Origin of the sequence: Rhodococcus sp. PBTS 1 (assembly GCF_001620025.1) — a bacterium.
In the GTDB taxonomy this organism is placed as follows: domain Bacteria; phylum Actinomycetota; class Actinomycetes; order Mycobacteriales; family Mycobacteriaceae; genus Rhodococcoides; species Rhodococcoides kroppenstedtii.
On sequence record NZ_CP015219.1, the window covers coordinates 840236 to 857266 of the forward strand.

The following is a 17031-nucleotide window of genomic DNA, read 5'->3' on the forward strand; positions in this document are numbered from 1 at the left end:
GCGGTCCCGTCCCGGCCGTCGCATCCGGTCCGCGGAGCCGCACGCGGCCGTAGGGTCGGGTCATGTCGTCCTCGAAGATCGTCGATCCCGGATCCGTCGTCGCCGACGCCTGCCGCGCCACCGCGCGCGCTGCCGACGACCTGCGCTGGGTCGAGCGGCCCGGCTACTTCACCCGTCGCGTCCCCGTGGACCAGGGCCGTGTCGCGGTGATGTCCGGCGGCGGTTCCGGTCACGAGCCCCTGCACTCGGGCTTCGTCGGCGCGGGCATGCTCGATGCGGCCGTGCCCGGCGCGGTGTTCACGTCGCCGAACAGTCTCGCGATCGAGGCCGCCACTCGCGCCGTGGACGGCGGCGCCGGAGTGCTGCACGTGGTCAAGAACTACACCGGCGACGTCATCAATTTCGGTGTGGCAGCGGACCTCTGCCGCGCGGACGGCATCGACGTCGAGACGGTCCTGGTCGACGACGACGTCGCCACGGACTCCTCGGACTCCGACGGTCCCGGCCGTCGCGGCACGGCGGCGACGGTCGTCGTCGAGAAGCTGTGCGGTGCCGCGGCGGCACGCGGGGACGACCTGACCGCAGTCGCCGACCTCGGCCGGCGGGTGGCGGCCGCGTCGCGCAGCATGGCCGTCGCCTTCCGCGCGTGCACCGTGCCCGGGGCGTCCGCGCCGTCGTTCGAGCTCGGCGACGACGAGGTGGAGGTGGGCGTGGGGATCCACGGCGAGCGCGGCACCGCCCGGACGAGCACCCTGACCGCTCGCGAGGTGGTCGACACCCTGCTGGATCCCGTGCTGGCCGCCCTCGGGGCGGGCGACGGGGACGAGGTGCTTCTGGTGGTCAACGGGCTCGGCGGCACGCACGCGCTCGAGATCGCGGTGGTCTTCGGCGACGCCCTCGACGCCCTGGCCGCCCGCGGGGTGCGGGTGCGCCGCCACCTCGTCGGGACCTACGTGACCGCGTTCGACATGGCCGGTGTGTCCCTGACGGTCGTGCGATGCGGTCCCGACCTGCCGACCGACGAGGTCCTCACCCTGTGGGACGCCCCCACCGCCGCGCCCGCGTGGCCCAACGCGCCGGCCGGTGACCCGAGCTCGGATTCCGTCGTGGACGGGGAGAGTCGGTCGGATGCGGCCGGTTCGGCGTCGGCCGGCGAGGGGGAGCCCGATCCGGTGATCACCGCGTGGATCACCGGATTCACGGAACGGGTGCGCGACGCGGTGGACGAGCTGACCGAGCTGGACCGGCGCGCCGGCGACGGCGACTTCGGCGTCACCATGGAGGCGGGCCTGCGGGATGCGCCCGACGCGTCGTCCGCCCTGCCCGCCGCGGCGATGTTCGCGGCGCTGTCCCGCAGCTTCCTGGAGAACGCCGGGGGAACGTCCGGTGCGCTCTTCGGGGCGGTGTTCCACCGCCTGGCCGACGGACTCGCCGGGCGGGACGTCGACGCCGACACGATGGCGGACGCCGTGCGGGGCGCGCTCGAGATCGTCGTGCGACTGGGCGGCGCCGCCCCGGGCGACCGCACGATGGTCGACGCGCTCGCCCCGGCGGCCGACGCCCTGCACGACGCGCGGGCGGAGACGCTGGCGGCGGCCTTGACCGCCGCTGCGGATACCGCGGCGCGAGGGGCGCAGGACACCGCCGGCATGACCGCGCGGCGCGGCCGCGCCAGTTACGTGGGCGACGCCGCTCGGGACGTCGTCGACCCCGGTGCGCTCGCGGTGGCGTGGTTCTTCGCCGCCGGCGCCGACGCGGCCGGCCGATCCTGACGCCGGCGCCGCGGCCGGCCGTGGTCACCGCCAGGATCAGTCGGCGACCACGGCCGCCCGGATGGCCTCGCCGGTGCGGGCGAGGTCGCCCGGACGTCGGGTGACGAAACCCGCCACGAACCGGATGCGGTCGCCGTCGTGCCGCGGAACCACGTGCAGATGCGAATGGAAGACCGTCTGGAACGCCGCCCGCCCGTCGTTCATCGCGAGGTTGACCCCGTCCGCGCCGAGGCCCCGCCGGACCGCGGCCGCGAGCAGCTGACCGGTGCGGAACACGTCACCGGCGATCGCGGGGTCCAGGTCGGCCAGCCCGGCCGAATGGGCCTTCGGGATCACGAGCGTGTGGCCGGTCGTGACGGGTCGAATGTCGAGGAATGCCAGCGTCGTGTCCGTCTCGTGCACCACGGTGGCCGGTGCGGCGCCGGCGACGATGGCGCAGAAGATGCAGTCGGGGGTCATCGCACCTCTCCGTGGTCGGGAACGCTGAGATCGAGAACGCTGTCCAGCAGCGCGGGGAGTACGTCGGCAGCGCCGGCCCGCAGGTGGTGGTGGGCCATGTCCGACACGGCCGTCTCCGCGGGGTCGATCTCGAGCACCAGTGCGCCGGCGCTGCGGGCGAGTGCCGGCAGGCCCGCGAACGGATAGACGACGCCGGACGTGCCGACGACGAGGACGACGTCGGCCTCCTCGGCCGCACTCTCCGCGGCCCGCCAGGCGTCCTCGGGCAATGCCTCGCCGAACCAGACGATGTCCGGCCGGACCGGACTGCCGCACTCGGCGCACGACGGGGGCGGCACGCGGATCTCGTCGGTGTCGTTGCCGGCGTCGTCGCCGGCGCCGCTGTCGGTGCCGTCGTCCAGCGGACCGTGGTACGGCGCGTCGCAGACCGAGCACCGGACCGCGGTCAACGAACCGTGCACGTGGGCGGCGACGACGGACCCCGCGCGCTCGTGGAGATCGTCCACGTTCTGCGTGGCGATCGTCAGGCACGCGCCGCGGTTCTCCGCGTGCTGTTGCCACCGCGCGAGGGCGACGTGGCCGGCGTTGGGTTCGGCCCGTGCGGCCAGCGCGGCCCGCCGCCGGTACCACCCCCACACCAGATCGGGATCGCGCACGAACGCGGCGTGACTGGCCAGGTCGGCGGGGTCGAAGCGGGACCACAGGCCCGTCTGCGCGTCGCGGAACGTGGGGATTCCCGACTGCGCCGACATCCCCGCACCCGTCAACACGGTGATCGAGTCGGCGCGGCGCAGCGCGGTGAGGACGTCGTCGGGAACGGTGGCGGTCACGCCGTCGAGTGTGCCCGGTGAGCGGACCGGACGGGTGTTATGAGTTCTCTCACAATCCGTGTCCGGTATGCGGCTGTGTGTCTGTGGTGTGCGTTACGTTTCTGGTCGGCCCTATCCGGCCGTGATGCGGAACCGATCGGTGACGTGGCGTGTGCGAACCGCCCCCGTCGCCCGTCGTTCCTTCTTGCATGGCCACGGCCCTGCCGACGCGTCCCCAACCACGGGCGGGCCGGCGATGCGCAGGTCATCTCTCGTCTCGACCCCTGTCGGGACGTCGATGCGTTCGTAGAGGAAGTCGTCAGTGGTGGAGAATTCTCGGGGCGCCGGGCCGCTCGTCGGGGTCGTGCGCGAGAGCGCCGAGGGCGAGCGGCGGGTGGCCCTGGTACCCAAGGTCGTGTCGTCGTTGGTCGGCAAGGGTGTCCGGGTGGTCGTGGAGGCCGGAGCCGGTCTCGGTGCGCTCATCCCGGACGAGCTCTACGTGGACGCGGGGGCCGAGATCGGTGATCCGTGGTCGGCGGACGTCGTGGTCAAGGTCGCGCCGCCGTCGGAGTCCGAGGTGGGCAAGCTCGCGTCCGGCACCACCCTCATCGGCTTTCTCGCGCCGCGCAATGCCGACACCGTCATCCCGGCCCTCGCCGCGGCCGGCGTCCAGGCGTTCGCGGTGGAGGCGATTCCCCGCATCTCTCGCGCGCAGGTGATGGACGCGCTGTCCTCCCAGGCGAACGTGGCCGGCTACAAGGCCGTGTTGCTCGCCGCGTCGGAGTCGACGCGCTTCTTCCCCATGCTCACCACGGCCGCCGGCACGGTGAAGCCGGCGACCGTGCTGGTGCTCGGTGTCGGTGTCGCCGGGTTGCAGGCCCTCGCCACCGCCAAGCGTCTCGGTGCGCGGCCGACCGGGTACGACGTCCGTCCGGAGGTGGCCGATCAGGTCCGGTCGGTCGGTGCCCAGTGGCTCGATCTCGGGATCGACGCCGCGGGTGAGGGCGGGTACGCCCGCGAGCTCACCGAGGACGAACGCGCGCAGCAGCAGGCGGCGCTCGAGAAGGCGATCGCGACGTTCGACGTCGTCATCACCACCGCGCTCGTGCCGGGTCGGCCCGCGCCGCGTCTGGTCACGGCGGCGGCCGCATCGGCGATGAAGCCGGGCAGCGTCATCGTCGACCTCGCGGGGGAGACGGGCGGCAACTGCGAGCTCACGGAGCCCGGTCGCACCGTGGTGAAGAACGACGTCACCATCTGCTCGCCGCTGAACCTGCCGGCCACGATGCCCGAGCACGCCAGCGAGCTGTACTCGAAGAACGTGTCCGCGTTGCTCGAACTGATGCTCGACGAGTCCGGGGCGTTCGCACCCGACTTCTCCGACGAGGTTCTCGAGAAGTCCTGCGTGACGCGGAACGTCCCCACCACCGAAAAGGCGGACGCCTGATGTATCTGTCCTTGCTTGCGAACATCGCGATCCTGGTTCTCGCCGGGTTCGTGGGGTTCGCCGTGATCTCCAAGGTGCCCAACACGCTGCACACGCCGCTGATGTCGGGCACCAACGCCATCCACGGCATCGTCGTGCTCGGCGCCCTGATCGTCCTGGGCCGGTTGCCCGAGGACGCGTCGTGGGGCGTGCGGATCATCGCGTTCGTCGCGCTGATCTTCGGCACCCTCAACGTCGTCGGTGGCTTCCTCGTCACCGACCGCATGCTGGGCATGTTCAAGTCGAAGCCCGTCGCGCGTGAGGGAGCCGAGAAGTGAACAACCTCGTCGCGGTGCTCTACATCGCCGCCTTCGCGCTGTTCATCTACGGCCTGATGGGCCTGACCGGTCCCAAGACCGCCGTGCGCGGCAACTGGATCGCCGCCGTCGGTATGGGGGTGGCCGTGGTGGCCACGCTGATCGAGGTGCGCGACACCGCCGCGGTCAACTGGATCCTCATCGCCGCCGGTCTGGCGATCGGTGTGATCCTCGGTGTGCCGCCGGCCAAGCGCACGAAGATGACGGCGATGCCGCAGCTGGTCGCGCTGTTCAACGGCGTCGGCGGTGGCACGGTCGCGCTGATCGCCTGGTCGGAGTTCCTCGAGACCGACGGCTTCTCGGCGTTCCAGCACGGGGAGGAGCCGACGGTCCACATCGTGGTCGGGTCGCTGTTCGCCGCCGTGATCGGTTCGGTGTCCTTCTGGGGTTCGCTGGTGGCGTTCGCCAAGCTGCAGGAGCTGCTGAACAAGAAGGTGGAGAAGGCGTTCGTCTCCAACGCTCGCACGTTCCAGCTGCTGAACATGGTGCTGCTGCTCGTGGCGGTGGCCGCGTCGGTGTGGATCGGCATCCACGCCACCCCGGGTGAGGGCACGGCGGTCTGGTGGATCGTGATCGTCCTGGTCGCGGCGGGTCTGATGGGCCTGTTCGTGGTGTTCCCGATCGGCGGCGCGGACATGCCGGTGGTCATCTCGCTGCTCAACGCGCTGACCGGTCTGTCGGCCGCCGCCGCGGGTCTGGCGCTGAACAACACCGCGATGATCGTCGCGGGCATGATCGTCGGCGCGTCCGGCACCATCCTCACCAACCTCATGGCGACGGCCATGAACCGGTCCATCCCGGCCATCGTCTTCGGATCGTTCGGTGGAGGCGGCGCGGCCGCGGCCGGTGCTGCCGGCGAGGGCGGGGGGACGGTCAAGTCCACCTCCGCGGCGGACGCGGCCATCCAGATGGCCTACGCCTCCCAGGTCATCGTGGTGCCGGGCTACGGCCTCGCCGTCGCCCAGGCGCAGCACGCGGTCAAGGACATGGCGTCGATTCTCGAGTCGAAGGGCGTCGAGGTGAAGTACGCCATCCACCCGGTGGCCGGCCGCATGCCCGGGCACATGAACGTGCTGCTCGCCGAGGCGGACGTGGAGTACGACTCGATGAAGGAGATGGACGACATCAACGGGGAGTTCTCCCGGACCGACGTCACCCTCGTCATCGGCGCGAACGACGTCACCAACCCCGCGGCCCGCAACGATCCGAGCTCGCCCATCCACGGGATGCCGATTCTCAACGTCGACGAGTCGCGGTCGGTGATCGTGCTCAAGCGGTCGATGAGCTCCGGCTACGCGGGCATCGACAACCCGTTGTTCACCGCCGACCGCACCTCGATGCTCTTCGGGGACGCGAAGAAGTCCGTCAACTCGGTCATCGAGGAGCTCAAGGCGCTCTGACCTCCAGCCTCCCGACCGTCCGCGGCCCTGGAACTCGCCCTCAGCGGCGAAGTTTCAGGGCTGCGGTGTCGAGGGGGTTCTTGCGCTCCCGGCGCGCAGCGATCGGTGAATGCGCCATGACGACGGCGGCCAGCGCCCACCACGTCCCGGTGATCGCCAGGGCGCCGAGCACGCCGACGAACGACGCGGCCGCGGTGACGACGGCAGCGAGGGACACCGCGACCGTCGCGGCGAGGCCGAGGCCGAGAACCGCCGGGCGGACGCGGGACGGGACCACCAGCGATGCCGCGGCAACGAGCGAGGCGACCGCCACGATCCGGCCGTCGGGATGCGCGGAGGCGAGCACGGACTCGGGCAGCCAGGACCGCGCGGCTGCGGCCGTGAGCGGCGCGCCCGGACAGAGCATCAGCACCGCCCCGATGCCGTAGGGGAGGGCCCGCGCGATCGAGACGACCGTCAGTGCCGCCACCACCACCAGGACGGTGGTGATGTCGATCGCCGACAGCAGTCGGGCGGCGCCGCCGGCCACCGGTTCGAGGATCGGCCGGGCCGTCGGATAGGCGACGCCGGCCAGGGGGAGTGCGGCGTAGAGAACCACGAGGGTCACCGCACCGACGGCCGCGGCCAGCCACAACCGCGGCGTGGATCGCTGGACGGACAGGACGATCTGCTCGGTGGTCGACGTGCTCACGGCACACCATGATGCGCCAGGATTCTGGGAGTCGTCTGTGAGGCCTCCCTCACACCCGCGACCCCCTGCCGCTCGGCCGGGCGGAGTCAGCGGAGCGCGGTGTCCACTCCCGCCAGAATGCGGTCGACGTCGGGCAGGTGGTGGCGTTCGAGGCGGGCGGCCGGGTAGGGAACGTGAAAGCCCGTGACCCGCTCCACCGGCGCCTCGAGCGAGTAGAAGCACTCGCGCGACACCTGCGCGGCGATCTCGGACGCCATGCCCAGGAACCCGGTGTCCTCGTGCGCCACCACCAGACGTCCCGTGCGCCGCACCGACCGGCAGACCGTGTCCATGTCGAGCGGAGACAGCGACCGCAGATCGACCACTTCGAGGCTGCGGCCCTCCTGCTCGGCGACCTCCGCCGCGAGCACGGCGGTGCCCACGGTGGACCCGTAGGTGACGACGGTCGCGTCGGTGCCCATGCGCATGATGCGGGCCCGGTCGAGCGGCAGATCCGGTGCGGACGGGGACCAGGCACCCTTGTCCCAGTAGCGGCGCTTGGGCTCGAAGAAGATCACCGGATCGTCGGAGGCGACGGCCTGTTGGATCATCCAATAGGCGTCGTGGGGCGTGCTGGGCGCGACCACGCGCAGCCCGGCCGTGTGCGCGAAGTACGCCTCCGGCGACTCCGAATGGTGTTCGACGGCACCGATTCCGCCGCCGTAGGGGATGCGGATGACCATCGGGGCACCGACCCGGCCCGCGGTGCGGTACCGGATCTTGGCCACCTGCGAGACGATCTGGTCGAAGGCCGGGTAGACGAAGCCGTCGAACTGGATCTCCACCACCGGGCGGTAGCCCCGGAGTGCCAGCCCGAAGGCGGTGCCGACCATGCCCGACTCGGCGAGGGGCATGTCCAGCACGCGGTGATCGCCGAAGTCCTTCTGCAGGCCGTCGGTGATACGAAAGACGCCGCCGAGCTTGCCGATGTCGAGGCCCATGAGGACGACCTTCGGATCGGCGTCCAACGCTGCCCGCAGTCCGGCGTTGATCGCACCGCCGAGGGTGCCGGTGACGCGGTCCTCCGGTCGGTCGGAGGCGGGTCCCTCGGGACGGAGGGGAGTGGCGGTGGTCATCGCAGTGCCTCCTTCTGGCTGTCGACGAGCGAGTGGGGCTCGGCGTAGACGTGGTCGAGCAGGGTGGCGGGATCCGGATCGGGAGCACCGACCGTGGCCGCCCGGAGGCGTGCGGCGACGTCGTCCGCGGTCGCGGCCACGCGGGCCCTGGTCTCGTCGGTGAGAACGCTCTCCCGCTCGAGAAGCCGTTCCAGGCGGAGCAAGGGGTCGCGGGCGGACCAGACGTCCCGTTCGGCGCCGGGGCGGTACCGGGTGGGATCGTCCGACGTCGTGTGCGGGCCCATGCGGTAGGTCATGGCCTCGACGAACGTCGGCCCACCGCCGGTGCGGGCGCGGTGCGCCGCCGCTCGGGTCACGGCGAGCACGGCGAGGACGTCGTTGCCGTCGACGCGGATCGCCGGCATACCGAAGCCGGCCGCGCGGGTGGCCAGCGGGACGGGCGTCTGCAGCGAGACGGGCTCGCTGATGGCCCAGTGGTTGTTCTGGCAGAAGAAGACGACACCCGCGCCGAACGCGACCGAGAACGACAACGCCTCGGAGATGTCGCCCTCGCTGGTCGCGCCGTCGCCGAAGTAGGCGACGGTGGCGGCGTCGACGCCGTCGAACCGGGTGCCCATCGCGTATCCGGTGGCGTGGAGGCCCTGCGCGCCGACGATGATCGCCGGGTTGGTGATGCCGTACTCGGTGGGATCCCAGCCCGCGTGGGCGGTTCCTCGCCAGAGGGCCGTCAGCTTCTCGACGGGGACGCCGCGGCAGTAGGCGACGGCGTGCTCGCGATAGCTGGTGAAGACGTAGTCCGCGCGGTCGAGGGCGCGCGCGGAGCCGACCTGCGCGGCTTCCTGTCCGAGGAGCGGTGCCCACAACCCCAACTCGCCCTGCCGCTGGAGGGCGGTGGCCTCGGTGTCGATGCGCCGGGCCACCACCATGTCGGTGTAGAGGGCCAGCAGGTCGGCGCCGGTCACGTCGGCGACGAGGCCCCAGTACTCGCGATCGTGAACGCGCCGCCCGTCGGGTTGCACCAATTGGACGGGGTGGGTGATGCGGTCCACCGGTCGTGGGTGGCGGTCGTGCGGTGTCGGGGACTCACCGACCGAGTCGAGGAGTCGCTCGTGCGACGGGGTCATGATCGTGTCCCTCCTGCGCCGGCCCGAGCCGTCTCGTGAACGGCCGGGTCATGCTGTGGTCGCGCCGCCTGTGGCGTGCTTCACAGCATGCCCCTCGTAGCCGGATGCGCAAGAGGAACTTCGTCGAATGCGCAGAATGCGCTGTGGCGCCGGCCGGCAACTGTGCCGACCGGCCACCGTGCACGGTCAGTCCTTCTCCAGCTCGCTGTCCAGTTTGAGCAGTTGGGTACCGTCCTCCTGCTCGAGCAGGTAGGCCGGGTTGTCGTCGGTGCCGTTGCGGGTGATCTCCGAACCCTTGATCTTCTTGCTCACCTTCTCCTTGTGGACTTCGACCACCTTGCCCTCGGCGGTGTTGTCGCCCCATTTCCACTGAACCTTGGTGCCCTTGTTGTACGTCATGGCTGGTACGTACCCCCTCCGCTCTCGTTTCACCGGCTCGGTCGGGCCGCGATCGGGCCTCGATTGGGGAGGGACGCGGCGGGGAATGATCACCCATGGCCACCCCCGCACCGCTCTGGGTCTTCGCGGACCAGCTCGGACCCCACGTGCACTCGTCCGACGAGACGAAGGACCGCGAGGTGGTGATCGTCGAATCCGCTCGCGCGCTGGGCCGTCGGCGCGGGCATCGCCAGAAGGCGCACCTGCTGCTGTCGGGGATGCGGCATCTCGCGGACGAACTCGGGGACCGCGCGACCCACCTGAAGACCGACACCTACCGCGAGGCGCTCGAGAAGGTCGGACGTCCCGTCGTGGTGCATCAGCCGACGTCGCGTCGCGCGGAGGCCTTCGTCGCCGCCATGGCGGAGGAGGGACTGGTGGCGGAGGTACTGCCCACGCCGACCTTCGCGCTGTCGCGGGAGGACTTCGCCGAGTGGGCGGGCAATCGCACGTCGTTCGTGATGGAGAACTTCTACCGCGACCAACGGCGGCGGTTCGAGGTGCTCATGGACGGCAAGGATCCCGAGGGCGGGACCTGGAATCTGGACGCCGAGAACCGGGAGAAGCCGCCGAAGAAGCAGGAGACGCTGGGCGTCCCGGAACCGTGGTGGCCCACCGAGGACGAGATCGACGAGCAGGTGCGACGCGATCTCGACGGGATGGACGTGCAGTGGTCCGGCACCGACGGCCCGCGTCGGTTCGCCGTGACGGCGGACGAAGCGCAGCAGGCGCTGACGACGTTCGTCGACACCCGGCTGTCGACGTTCGGCCCGTACGAGGACGCCGTCATGGCCGCGGACTGGACGATGTCGCATTCCCTTCTCAGCGTGCCGTTCAACCTGGGGGTCCTGCACCCGCTCGACGCGGCGCGCGCGGCGGAGAAGGCCTACCGGGACGGCGACGCCCCGCTCGCGAGCGTCGAGGGATTCGTCCGCCAGATCCTGGGCTGGCGCGAGTACGTCTGGCACCTCTACTGGCATCTCGACGAGAGCTACATCGACAAGAACGAGATGGGGGCGGACACGCCGCTGCCGCCGTGGTTCGCCAGCCTCGACGCCGAGGAGGTCACCGCGGCCTGCCTCTCGGACGCGCTCGCGGGCGTCCACGACCGCGGGTGGGTGCACCACATCCCGCGCTTGATGATCCTGGGAAACCATGCGCTGCAACAGGGTTACGATCCGCGGGCGCTCACGCGGTGGTTCACCGAACACTTCGTCGACGGGTACGAGTGGGTCATGCCGGTCAACGTCGTCGGCATGAGCCAGCACGCCGACGGCGGCATCATCGCCACCAAGCCGTATGCCTCCGGCGGTGCCTACATCGACCGAATGACGGACTACTGCAAGGGATGTGCGTACGACCCGAAGAAGCGGCTCGGCGAGGACGCGTGTCCCTTCACCGCCGGGTACTGGGCCTTCACCCATCGTCATCGCGACCTGCTGTCATCGAACATGCGCACCCGCCGCGCCGTCAGTTCGATGGATCGGCTGAAGGATCTCGACGACGTGCTCGAGCAGGAGAAGAAGCGCACCTCGTTCTAGGCCCGGTGAGACTCCGCCCCACCGAGCCCCGCCGAGCCCACTGTCGTGACAACGACTCACCGGGCCACTGTCGTGACCTGGCTCACCCGTGCCTACTATCGGAACGATGCGAATGACGGACAGGGTCGCGGTCGTCACCGGAGGTGGCGCCGGCATCGGTGCCGCGCTGGCGTCGGCGCTGGTCGACGCGGGTAATCGGGTGGTGGTCGTCGACCTCGACGGCGGTGCAGCGCAGGCGGTCGCGGATCGGCTGGGTGATCGGGCGCGCGCCCTCGGTGGCGACGTGGCCGACGACGCCGTCATCGCTGCGGCGGTGGATCTGGCGGAGTCGACCTTCGGGCCGCTCGACGTGTTCGTCGCCAACGCGGGCACCACCGCCGGGATGGGACTCGACAGCACGGACGCGGCGTGGTCGACGGCGCTGAACGTCAACGTGCTCGCCCACGTGCGCGCGGCCCGCCTGGTGATTCCGCGGTGGCTGGAGCGCGGGACGCCCGGATACTTCCTGACGACGGCGTCGGCGGCGGGCCTGCTCACCCAGATCGGCTCCGCCACCTACTCGGTCTCCAAGCACGCGGCGGTCGGGTTCGCCGAGTGGCTGTCGGTCACCTACGGCGATCGCGGCGTCGCTGTCAGCTGCCTGTGCCCCATGGGCGTGAACACGGCACTGCTGAACTCCGGCTTCGACAGCGACCGGGAGGGCGCGTCCGTGGCCGCCGCCGCGGTGACGAGCGCCGGTGACGTCCTCGAACCCGACGACGTGGCGCGCACGACGCTCGAGGCAATGGAGGCCGAGCGCTTCCTGATCCTGCCGCACCCACAGGTGCTGACGATGTACTCCCAGAAGAGTGCCGACTACGACCGGTGGATCGCCGGCATGCGCCGTTACCGCAGCAGCCTGGAGCGCAGCGCTCCCGGCCACAGCACTCCCGACCACAGCACTCTCGAACGCAGCACGCTCGACTCCGCCGCCGACACCAGACAGGGCTGACCCGCATGGATTTCTCCTTCACCGACCGTTGTCTCGACTACCGCGAGCGGCTGCTCGCCTTCATGGACGAGCACGTCTATCCCGCGGAAGCGGTGTACGAGCGGCAGATTCGCGAATCCGGTGACCCGCATCATCAACCCGCCGTGCTCGAGGAGCTCAAGTCCGAGGCCCGGGCCCGCGGACTGTGGAACCTCTTCCACCCGGACTCCGAGTACGGTCCCGGTCTGACCAACGCCGAGTACGCGCCCCTCGCGGAGATCATGGGCCGTAGCCCGGCCATCGCGCCGGAGGCCTGCAACTGCTCGGCGCCGGACACCGGAAACATGGAGGTGTTCACGCGATTCGGCTCCGACGAGCACAAGCAGACCTGGCTCACCCCGCTGCTGAACGGGGAGATCCGGTCGGCGTTCGCCATGACCGAACCCGCCGTCGCGAGCTCGGACGCCACCAACATCGCCATGTCGATGACGGCCGACGGGGACGACTGGATCCTGAACGGGCGCAAGTGGTGGACCTCCAACGCGCTGCACGCGAACTGCCGGGTCATGATCGTGATGGGCAAGACCGCGCCCGAGGCGGCGACGTACGAGCAGCAGTCGATGATGGTGGTGCCGATGGACGCCCCCGGCGTCACGGTGCTCCGCGGGCTGCCGGTGTTCGGCTACCAGGATCGCGAGGGCCACGCCGAGGTGCTGTTCGAGAACGTGCGCGTTCCCGGCAAGGACGTTCTCGCCGGCCCGGGTGCCGGATTCATGATCGGCCAGGCCCGTCTCGGCCCGGGTCGCATCCACCACTGCATGCGCGCGATCGGAATGGCCGAGCGGGCGCTCGAGCTGATGTGCGAGCGGGCGTCCTCGCGCGTGGCGTTCGGCAAACCCATTGCCGCGCAGGCGAACATCCAGGACTGGATCGCCGAGGCCCGCATCGAGATCGAGATGGCCCGGCTGCTCACGCTCAAGGCCGCCTGGATGATGGACGAATTCTCCAACAAGGAAGCCCGCGTGGAGATCGCCGCCATCAAGGTCGCCGCTCCGGCCATGGCGCTGAAGATCGTCGATCGCGCCATCCAGGTGCACGGTGGCGGTGGGGTGTCCGACGATTTCCCGCTCGCGTCGATGTACGCCCACCTGCGGACCCTGCGGCTCGCCGACGGCCCCGACGAGGTGCACAAGCGCACCATCGCGCGGACCGAGCTCGCGCCGTACCGGAAGGTCACCCCGTGACCGACGCGACCCCCGCCGGCCTGAACACGGACGGTATCGCCGCGTGGATCGCGGGGTTGGACATCGGCGCGCAGGGCGATCTCGCGTACGAGCGCATCGGCAACGGAAAGTCCAATCTGACCTACCTGGTGTCGGACGACGCCGGCCGTCGGTGGGTGCTGCGCCGCCCTCCACTGGGCACGTTGCTGGCCTCCGCACACGACGTCGCCCGCGAGTTCCGCATCCTGTCGGCGTTGCAGAACACCGCCGTTCCGGTCCCGCGCACGATCGCCCTGACCGACGATCCCGCGGTCACCGATGCGCCGCTGGTGCTCATGAGTCACGTCGACGGCGTCGTCCTCGACGACCCGTCGGTGGCGGCGGACGTGCCGGAGGACCGTCGTCGTACCGTCGGGGTGGAGATGCCGACCACCCTCGGCCGCATCCACGCCGTCGATCTCGAGGCGACGGGGTTGATCGACCTGGCGAGCCACAAGCCGTACGCGGCGCGCCAGATCAAGCGCTGGTCCGCCCAGTGGGAACAGTCGAAGACGCGCGAGGTCCCTGTCCTCGAGCGGCTGGCCGCGGCCCTGACGGAGCACGCTCCGGAGCAGACCGAGCTGTCGTTGGTGCACGGCGATTTCCATCTGAGCAACGTCATCACCGGGGGCCACGGCGCCATCGTCGCCGTCGTCGACTGGGAACTGTGCACGCTCGGCGACCCCCTCGCGGACGTCGGTGCCCTGCTGGCCTATTGGTCCGAGGCGTCGGACGACACCCCCGGTTTCTTCCAGGTGTCGACGCTGCCGGGTTTCCCCAGCCGGGACGAGCTCGTCGAGACCTACGCCCGGTCGACGGGCCGCGACACCGCGACGGTCCGGTACTGGCATGCCCTGGCGTTGTGGAAGCTGTCGATCATTGCCGAGGGTGTGCTCCGACGGGCGATGGCGGACGAACGCAACCGCGCTCGGGACGGCGGCCCGACGACGTCGCTCATCGACGGCATCGTCGCGCGCGCCGTCGCCACCGCGGAGGACGCCGGGATTCTCTAGCCCCGGTCCGCGGTCACGGCGCGCACCACGAGACCGGCGACGAGGGCCCAGAAGGCCGAGCCGATGCCGGCGACGGCCACGCCGGACGCCGCGACGACGAACGTGATCGCGGCGGGCACCCGGTCCGACGGGTGCTGCGTGCTCGCCGCGAGCGCAGACGCGAGGGTGCCGAGCAGCGCCAGGCCCGCCACGGTCTCGACGATGCCGGCGGGTGCGAGGGCGACCAGGGTGGCCAGGGCAGCCGAGCCCACGGCGAGAACGAGATACGCGACGCCGGCGGTCACGGCGGCGATCCAGCGGCGATCCCGGTCCGGTTCGGCGTCGGGGGAGGCGGCGAGCGCCGCGCTGATGGCCGCGAGGTTGACGGCGAATGCGCCGACCGGAGCCGCGGCGGCGGTCGCGGCCCCGGTGACCGTCATCGACGCACGCCACGGGACGGTGTAGCCGTACGACGCCATGACGGCGGTACCCGGAATGTTCTGCGATGCCATGGTCACGATGTAGAGCGGCAGGGCGACCCCGACGGCGGCCTGCCAGGTCCAGACCGGAGCGACGGGGGACAGCGTCGGCACCAGCCCGTCCGTGGGGACGGACGTACCGGAACGCAGCAGGGCCAGCCCGATGACCACGGCGGCGACGCCGAACGCCGCGGGGACGGCCCAGCGGGGCGAGAAGCGTTGCAGCACCAGCCAGGTCAGGACAACCGGGGCCACGGCCACCGGCGACGCCGCCAGCGCACGGACCGGTTCGAGGCACAGCGGCAGGATGACGCCCGCCAGCATCGCCTGTGCGAGGGAGACCGGAATCGAGGCGACCAGCGCCCCGAGGCGCGGCCACGCACCCGTCAGCACGATCGCCAGGCCCACCACGACGAACGCCCCGACGGCCGCCGGCCACCCGCCGACGACGGCCCCGGTGCCGGCGAGCAGCGCGGCGCCGGGTGTGGACCACGCCAGGGTCAGCGGAATGCGGTAGCGCAGAGCGAGACCCACGATGCCGAAGCCCATGATCAGGCTCAGCGCGAACAGACCGGACGCCGCCTGCGCCTCCGTGGCACCGGCCGCGCGCAGGCCCGTGAGCACCACCGCGAACGACGACGTGAACCCCACCAGCGCGGTGACCACCCCGGCGCCGATCGGCACCGCGAGGCTCACCGGGCGCGCCGCGGCCTCCGTCATGCCGTGAGCGGCTCGACGACGGCGCGAATGTCGGGGGGAATCGGAACCGGTCGGCGGGTCGCGGAGTCGACGTAGACGTGGACGAACCGCCCCGACGCCGCCGCCACGAGTTCGTCCCTGTTGTCGTCTCGACCGGTCTCCGGCCCGCCCGCCACCCGGAACACGGCCAGGGAGTACACGATCGACGACGTTCCCAGTTTCTCGACGGCGATGCCGACGCGCAGCTCGTCCGGGAAGCTCAGCTGGGCGAGGAAGCGGCACGAGGTCTCCGCGACGACCCCGACGGCGTCCAGCTCGCGAATGTCGGTACCCGTGGCCGACATGAGCCAGCCGTTGACCGCGGTGTCGAAGAACGAGTAGTAGGCGACGTTGTTGACGTGGCCGTAGTGGTCGTTGTCCGCCCACCGGGTCGGCACCGGCCACAGCACGGGGAAGTCGGCGGCATCGGGGGCAGTGGTCATGGCACAGGAGAATGCCACACGTCGGAATTGTGCGACCGGCCTCCGGCCTGCCCGGGGAACAATGCGACCGGCCTCCGGACTGCCCGGGGTGGCAGGGCGGCGGGACGGGCCGAAAGCGCGCGCGCAGGAACGTCGTCAGGACTAGGATCGGTCGGGACCAGTCCGTACCGCCCCGGCGGAATGGACCCCGTCGCCCCGCCCTGCTCGGCCGAGACCCCCGGAGACGCTCGTGGTGATGCCCGTCCATCTTCGGGACAGTGCCGTTCCCAAACACGAACAGCTGCGCGCCATTCTGCTGCATCGATGCACCAAGGAACTGCAGCCCGGCGACCTCATGCCCAGCGAGCGGCGGCTGATGGAGGACTACGGCGTCAGCCGCATCACGGTCCGCGAAGCGATCGGCCAGCTGGTCAACGAAGGTCATCTGGTGCGGGTGCGCGGCAAGGGGACGTTCGTCGCCAGCCGACCGGTGCAGTCGCGTCTGCACCTGGCGTCGTTCTCGGAGGAGATGCGGGCCCAGGGGCTTCGGCCCACCACGGTGGTGCTGTTCGCGCGACTCGAGGAACCGTCCGCGGCGACGGTCGCCGCGCTGGGGATCGACGACGGCCGAAAGGCGTACCACATCAAGCGGCTTCGCCTCGCCGACGGCGAGCCGGTCAGTGTCGACGACGGCTGGTACGACGCGTCGGTCCTGCCCGGGTTGATGGAGCACGATCTCAGCGCGTCGATCTACGACGCGGTCTCGGTGCACTACGACCGGACCATCGACCGCGCCGAGCAGACCGTCAGTGCCACCGCGGCGGACACCGAGATCGCGACGCTGCTGGGAACGAAGCGCGGTGCCCCCGTGCTGTACTTCGACCGCGTGTCCTTCCACGGCGATCAGCCGATCGAGCACTGCGAGAGCTGGTACCGCTGCGATCGGTACCAGCTGTCGATGGAGGTGCAGGGCCAGCGACGCCCGGGTCGGCGGCCCTGATCTTCCCGAATCCCGT

17 protein-coding genes are annotated in these 17031 nt (G+C 70.9%); 9 read left to right on the plus strand and 8 right to left on the minus strand.

Annotated features, from left to right (window positions below):
• Nucleotides 1-62: 62 nt before the first annotated feature.
• Nucleotides 63-1772, plus strand: a complete 1710-nt coding sequence (locus A3Q40_RS03740) for a dihydroxyacetone kinase family protein (protein ID WP_068099848.1) — start codon at nucleotides 63-65, stop codon at nucleotides 1770-1772.
• A gap of 36 nt (nucleotides 1773-1808) precedes the next feature.
• Here A3Q40_RS03740 and A3Q40_RS03745 read toward each other — a convergent pair whose 3' ends face one another.
• Nucleotides 1809-2231: an HIT family protein gene (locus A3Q40_RS03745; protein WP_068099849.1), complete on the minus strand. Its 423-nt coding sequence runs from the start codon at nucleotides 2229-2231 to the stop codon at nucleotides 1809-1811.
• Nucleotides 2228-3061 (minus strand): SIR2 family NAD-dependent protein deacylase, encoded by an 834-nt coding sequence (locus tag A3Q40_RS03750; protein WP_068099850.1) that lies wholly within the window; start codon nucleotides 3059-3061, stop codon nucleotides 2228-2230. Before A3Q40_RS03750 ends, A3Q40_RS03745 begins: the two co-directional genes overlap by 4 nt.
• Before the next feature lie 301 nt (nucleotides 3062-3362).
• Between A3Q40_RS03750 and A3Q40_RS03755 the strand changes: the two genes are divergently transcribed.
• From A3Q40_RS03755 to A3Q40_RS03765, 3 genes are read left to right on the plus strand one after another with little or no spacing between them, the layout of a single operon-like run.
• Nucleotides 3363-4487 carry a Re/Si-specific NAD(P)(+) transhydrogenase subunit alpha gene (locus A3Q40_RS03755; RefSeq protein ID WP_074922260.1) on the plus strand — a complete coding sequence of 375 codons (1125 nt, stop codon included), beginning with the start codon at nucleotides 3363-3365 and terminating at the stop codon, nucleotides 4485-4487.
• Nucleotides 4487-4804, plus strand: coding sequence for an NAD(P) transhydrogenase subunit alpha (locus A3Q40_RS03760; protein ID WP_068099852.1), 318 nt, complete (start codon nucleotides 4487-4489; stop codon nucleotides 4802-4804). Before A3Q40_RS03755 ends, A3Q40_RS03760 begins: the two co-directional genes overlap by 1 nt.
• Before the next feature lie 56 nt (nucleotides 4805-4860).
• Nucleotides 4861-6243 (plus strand): NAD(P)(+) transhydrogenase (Re/Si-specific) subunit beta, encoded by a 1383-nt coding sequence (locus tag A3Q40_RS03765; protein WP_235606554.1) that lies wholly within the window; start codon nucleotides 4861-4863, stop codon nucleotides 6241-6243.
• A 40-nt stretch (nucleotides 6244-6283) separates the two neighbouring features.
• Here A3Q40_RS03765 and A3Q40_RS03770 read toward each other — a convergent pair whose 3' ends face one another.
• The 4 genes from A3Q40_RS03770 to A3Q40_RS03785 all read right to left on the minus strand — a co-directional run bounded on the left by A3Q40_RS03770 (nucleotide 6284) and on the right by A3Q40_RS03785 (nucleotide 9572).
• The gene (locus A3Q40_RS03770; RefSeq protein ID WP_068099854.1) at nucleotides 6284-6934 is read right to left on the minus strand and encodes a hypothetical protein; all 651 of its coding nucleotides are present in this window, start codon (nucleotides 6932-6934) and stop codon (nucleotides 6284-6286) included.
• Nucleotides 6935-7020: 86 nt separating this feature from the next.
• Nucleotides 7021-8049, minus strand: a complete 1029-nt coding sequence (locus A3Q40_RS03775; RefSeq protein ID WP_082833739.1) for an alpha-ketoacid dehydrogenase subunit beta — start codon at nucleotides 8047-8049, stop codon at nucleotides 7021-7023.
• Nucleotides 8046-9173: a pyruvate dehydrogenase (acetyl-transferring) E1 component subunit alpha gene (pdhA, locus tag A3Q40_RS03780; protein WP_082833740.1), complete on the minus strand. Its 1128-nt coding sequence runs from the start codon at nucleotides 9171-9173 to the stop codon at nucleotides 8046-8048. Before pdhA ends, A3Q40_RS03775 begins: the two co-directional genes overlap by 4 nt.
• A gap of 186 nt (nucleotides 9174-9359) precedes the next feature.
• Nucleotides 9360-9572, minus strand: coding sequence for a DUF2945 domain-containing protein (locus A3Q40_RS03785; RefSeq protein ID WP_068099855.1), 213 nt, complete (start codon nucleotides 9570-9572; stop codon nucleotides 9360-9362).
• 95 nt (nucleotides 9573-9667) lie between these two features.
• On the opposite strand from A3Q40_RS03785, the gene A3Q40_RS03790 reads away from it, so the two are divergent.
• The 4 genes from A3Q40_RS03790 (at nucleotide 9668) to A3Q40_RS03805 (ending at nucleotide 14397) form a co-directional block, all read left to right on the plus strand.
• Complete coding sequence (locus A3Q40_RS03790; RefSeq protein ID WP_068099856.1) at nucleotides 9668-11152, plus strand: cryptochrome/photolyase family protein; 1485 nt, start codon at nucleotides 9668-9670, stop codon at nucleotides 11150-11152.
• A 106-nt stretch (nucleotides 11153-11258) separates the two neighbouring features.
• Nucleotides 11259-12143 (plus strand): SDR family oxidoreductase, encoded by an 885-nt coding sequence (locus A3Q40_RS03795; RefSeq protein WP_082833741.1) that lies wholly within the window; start codon nucleotides 11259-11261, stop codon nucleotides 12141-12143.
• Between the two features lie 5 nt (nucleotides 12144-12148).
• Nucleotides 12149-13366, plus strand: coding sequence for an acyl-CoA dehydrogenase family protein (locus A3Q40_RS03800; RefSeq protein WP_068099857.1), 1218 nt, complete (start codon nucleotides 12149-12151; stop codon nucleotides 13364-13366).
• Nucleotides 13363-14397, plus strand: a complete 1035-nt coding sequence (locus A3Q40_RS03805) for a phosphotransferase family protein (protein ID WP_068099858.1) — start codon at nucleotides 13363-13365, stop codon at nucleotides 14395-14397. The genes A3Q40_RS03800 and A3Q40_RS03805 overlap by 4 nt, the downstream gene beginning before the upstream one ends.
• Here the strand turns inward: A3Q40_RS03805 and A3Q40_RS03810 are convergent.
• The gene (locus A3Q40_RS03810) at nucleotides 14394-15575 is read right to left on the minus strand and encodes a benzoate/H(+) symporter BenE family transporter (RefSeq protein ID WP_068099859.1); all 1182 of its coding nucleotides are present in this window, start codon (nucleotides 15573-15575) and stop codon (nucleotides 14394-14396) included. The two genes, A3Q40_RS03805 and A3Q40_RS03810, sit on opposite strands and share 4 nt — an antisense overlap.
• Nucleotides 15572-16036 (minus strand): acyl-CoA thioesterase, encoded by a 465-nt coding sequence (locus tag A3Q40_RS03815; RefSeq protein WP_068099860.1) that lies wholly within the window; start codon nucleotides 16034-16036, stop codon nucleotides 15572-15574. The genes A3Q40_RS03810 and A3Q40_RS03815 overlap by 4 nt, the downstream gene beginning before the upstream one ends.
• Nucleotides 16037-16268: 232 nt before the next feature.
• Here A3Q40_RS03815 and A3Q40_RS03820 point away from each other — a divergent pair, with 232 nt between their 5' ends.
• Nucleotides 16269-17015 carry a GntR family transcriptional regulator gene (locus A3Q40_RS03820; RefSeq protein WP_068105135.1) on the plus strand — a complete coding sequence of 249 codons (747 nt, stop codon included), beginning with the start codon at nucleotides 16269-16271 and terminating at the stop codon, nucleotides 17013-17015.
• Nucleotides 17016-17031 lie beyond the last annotated feature (16 nt).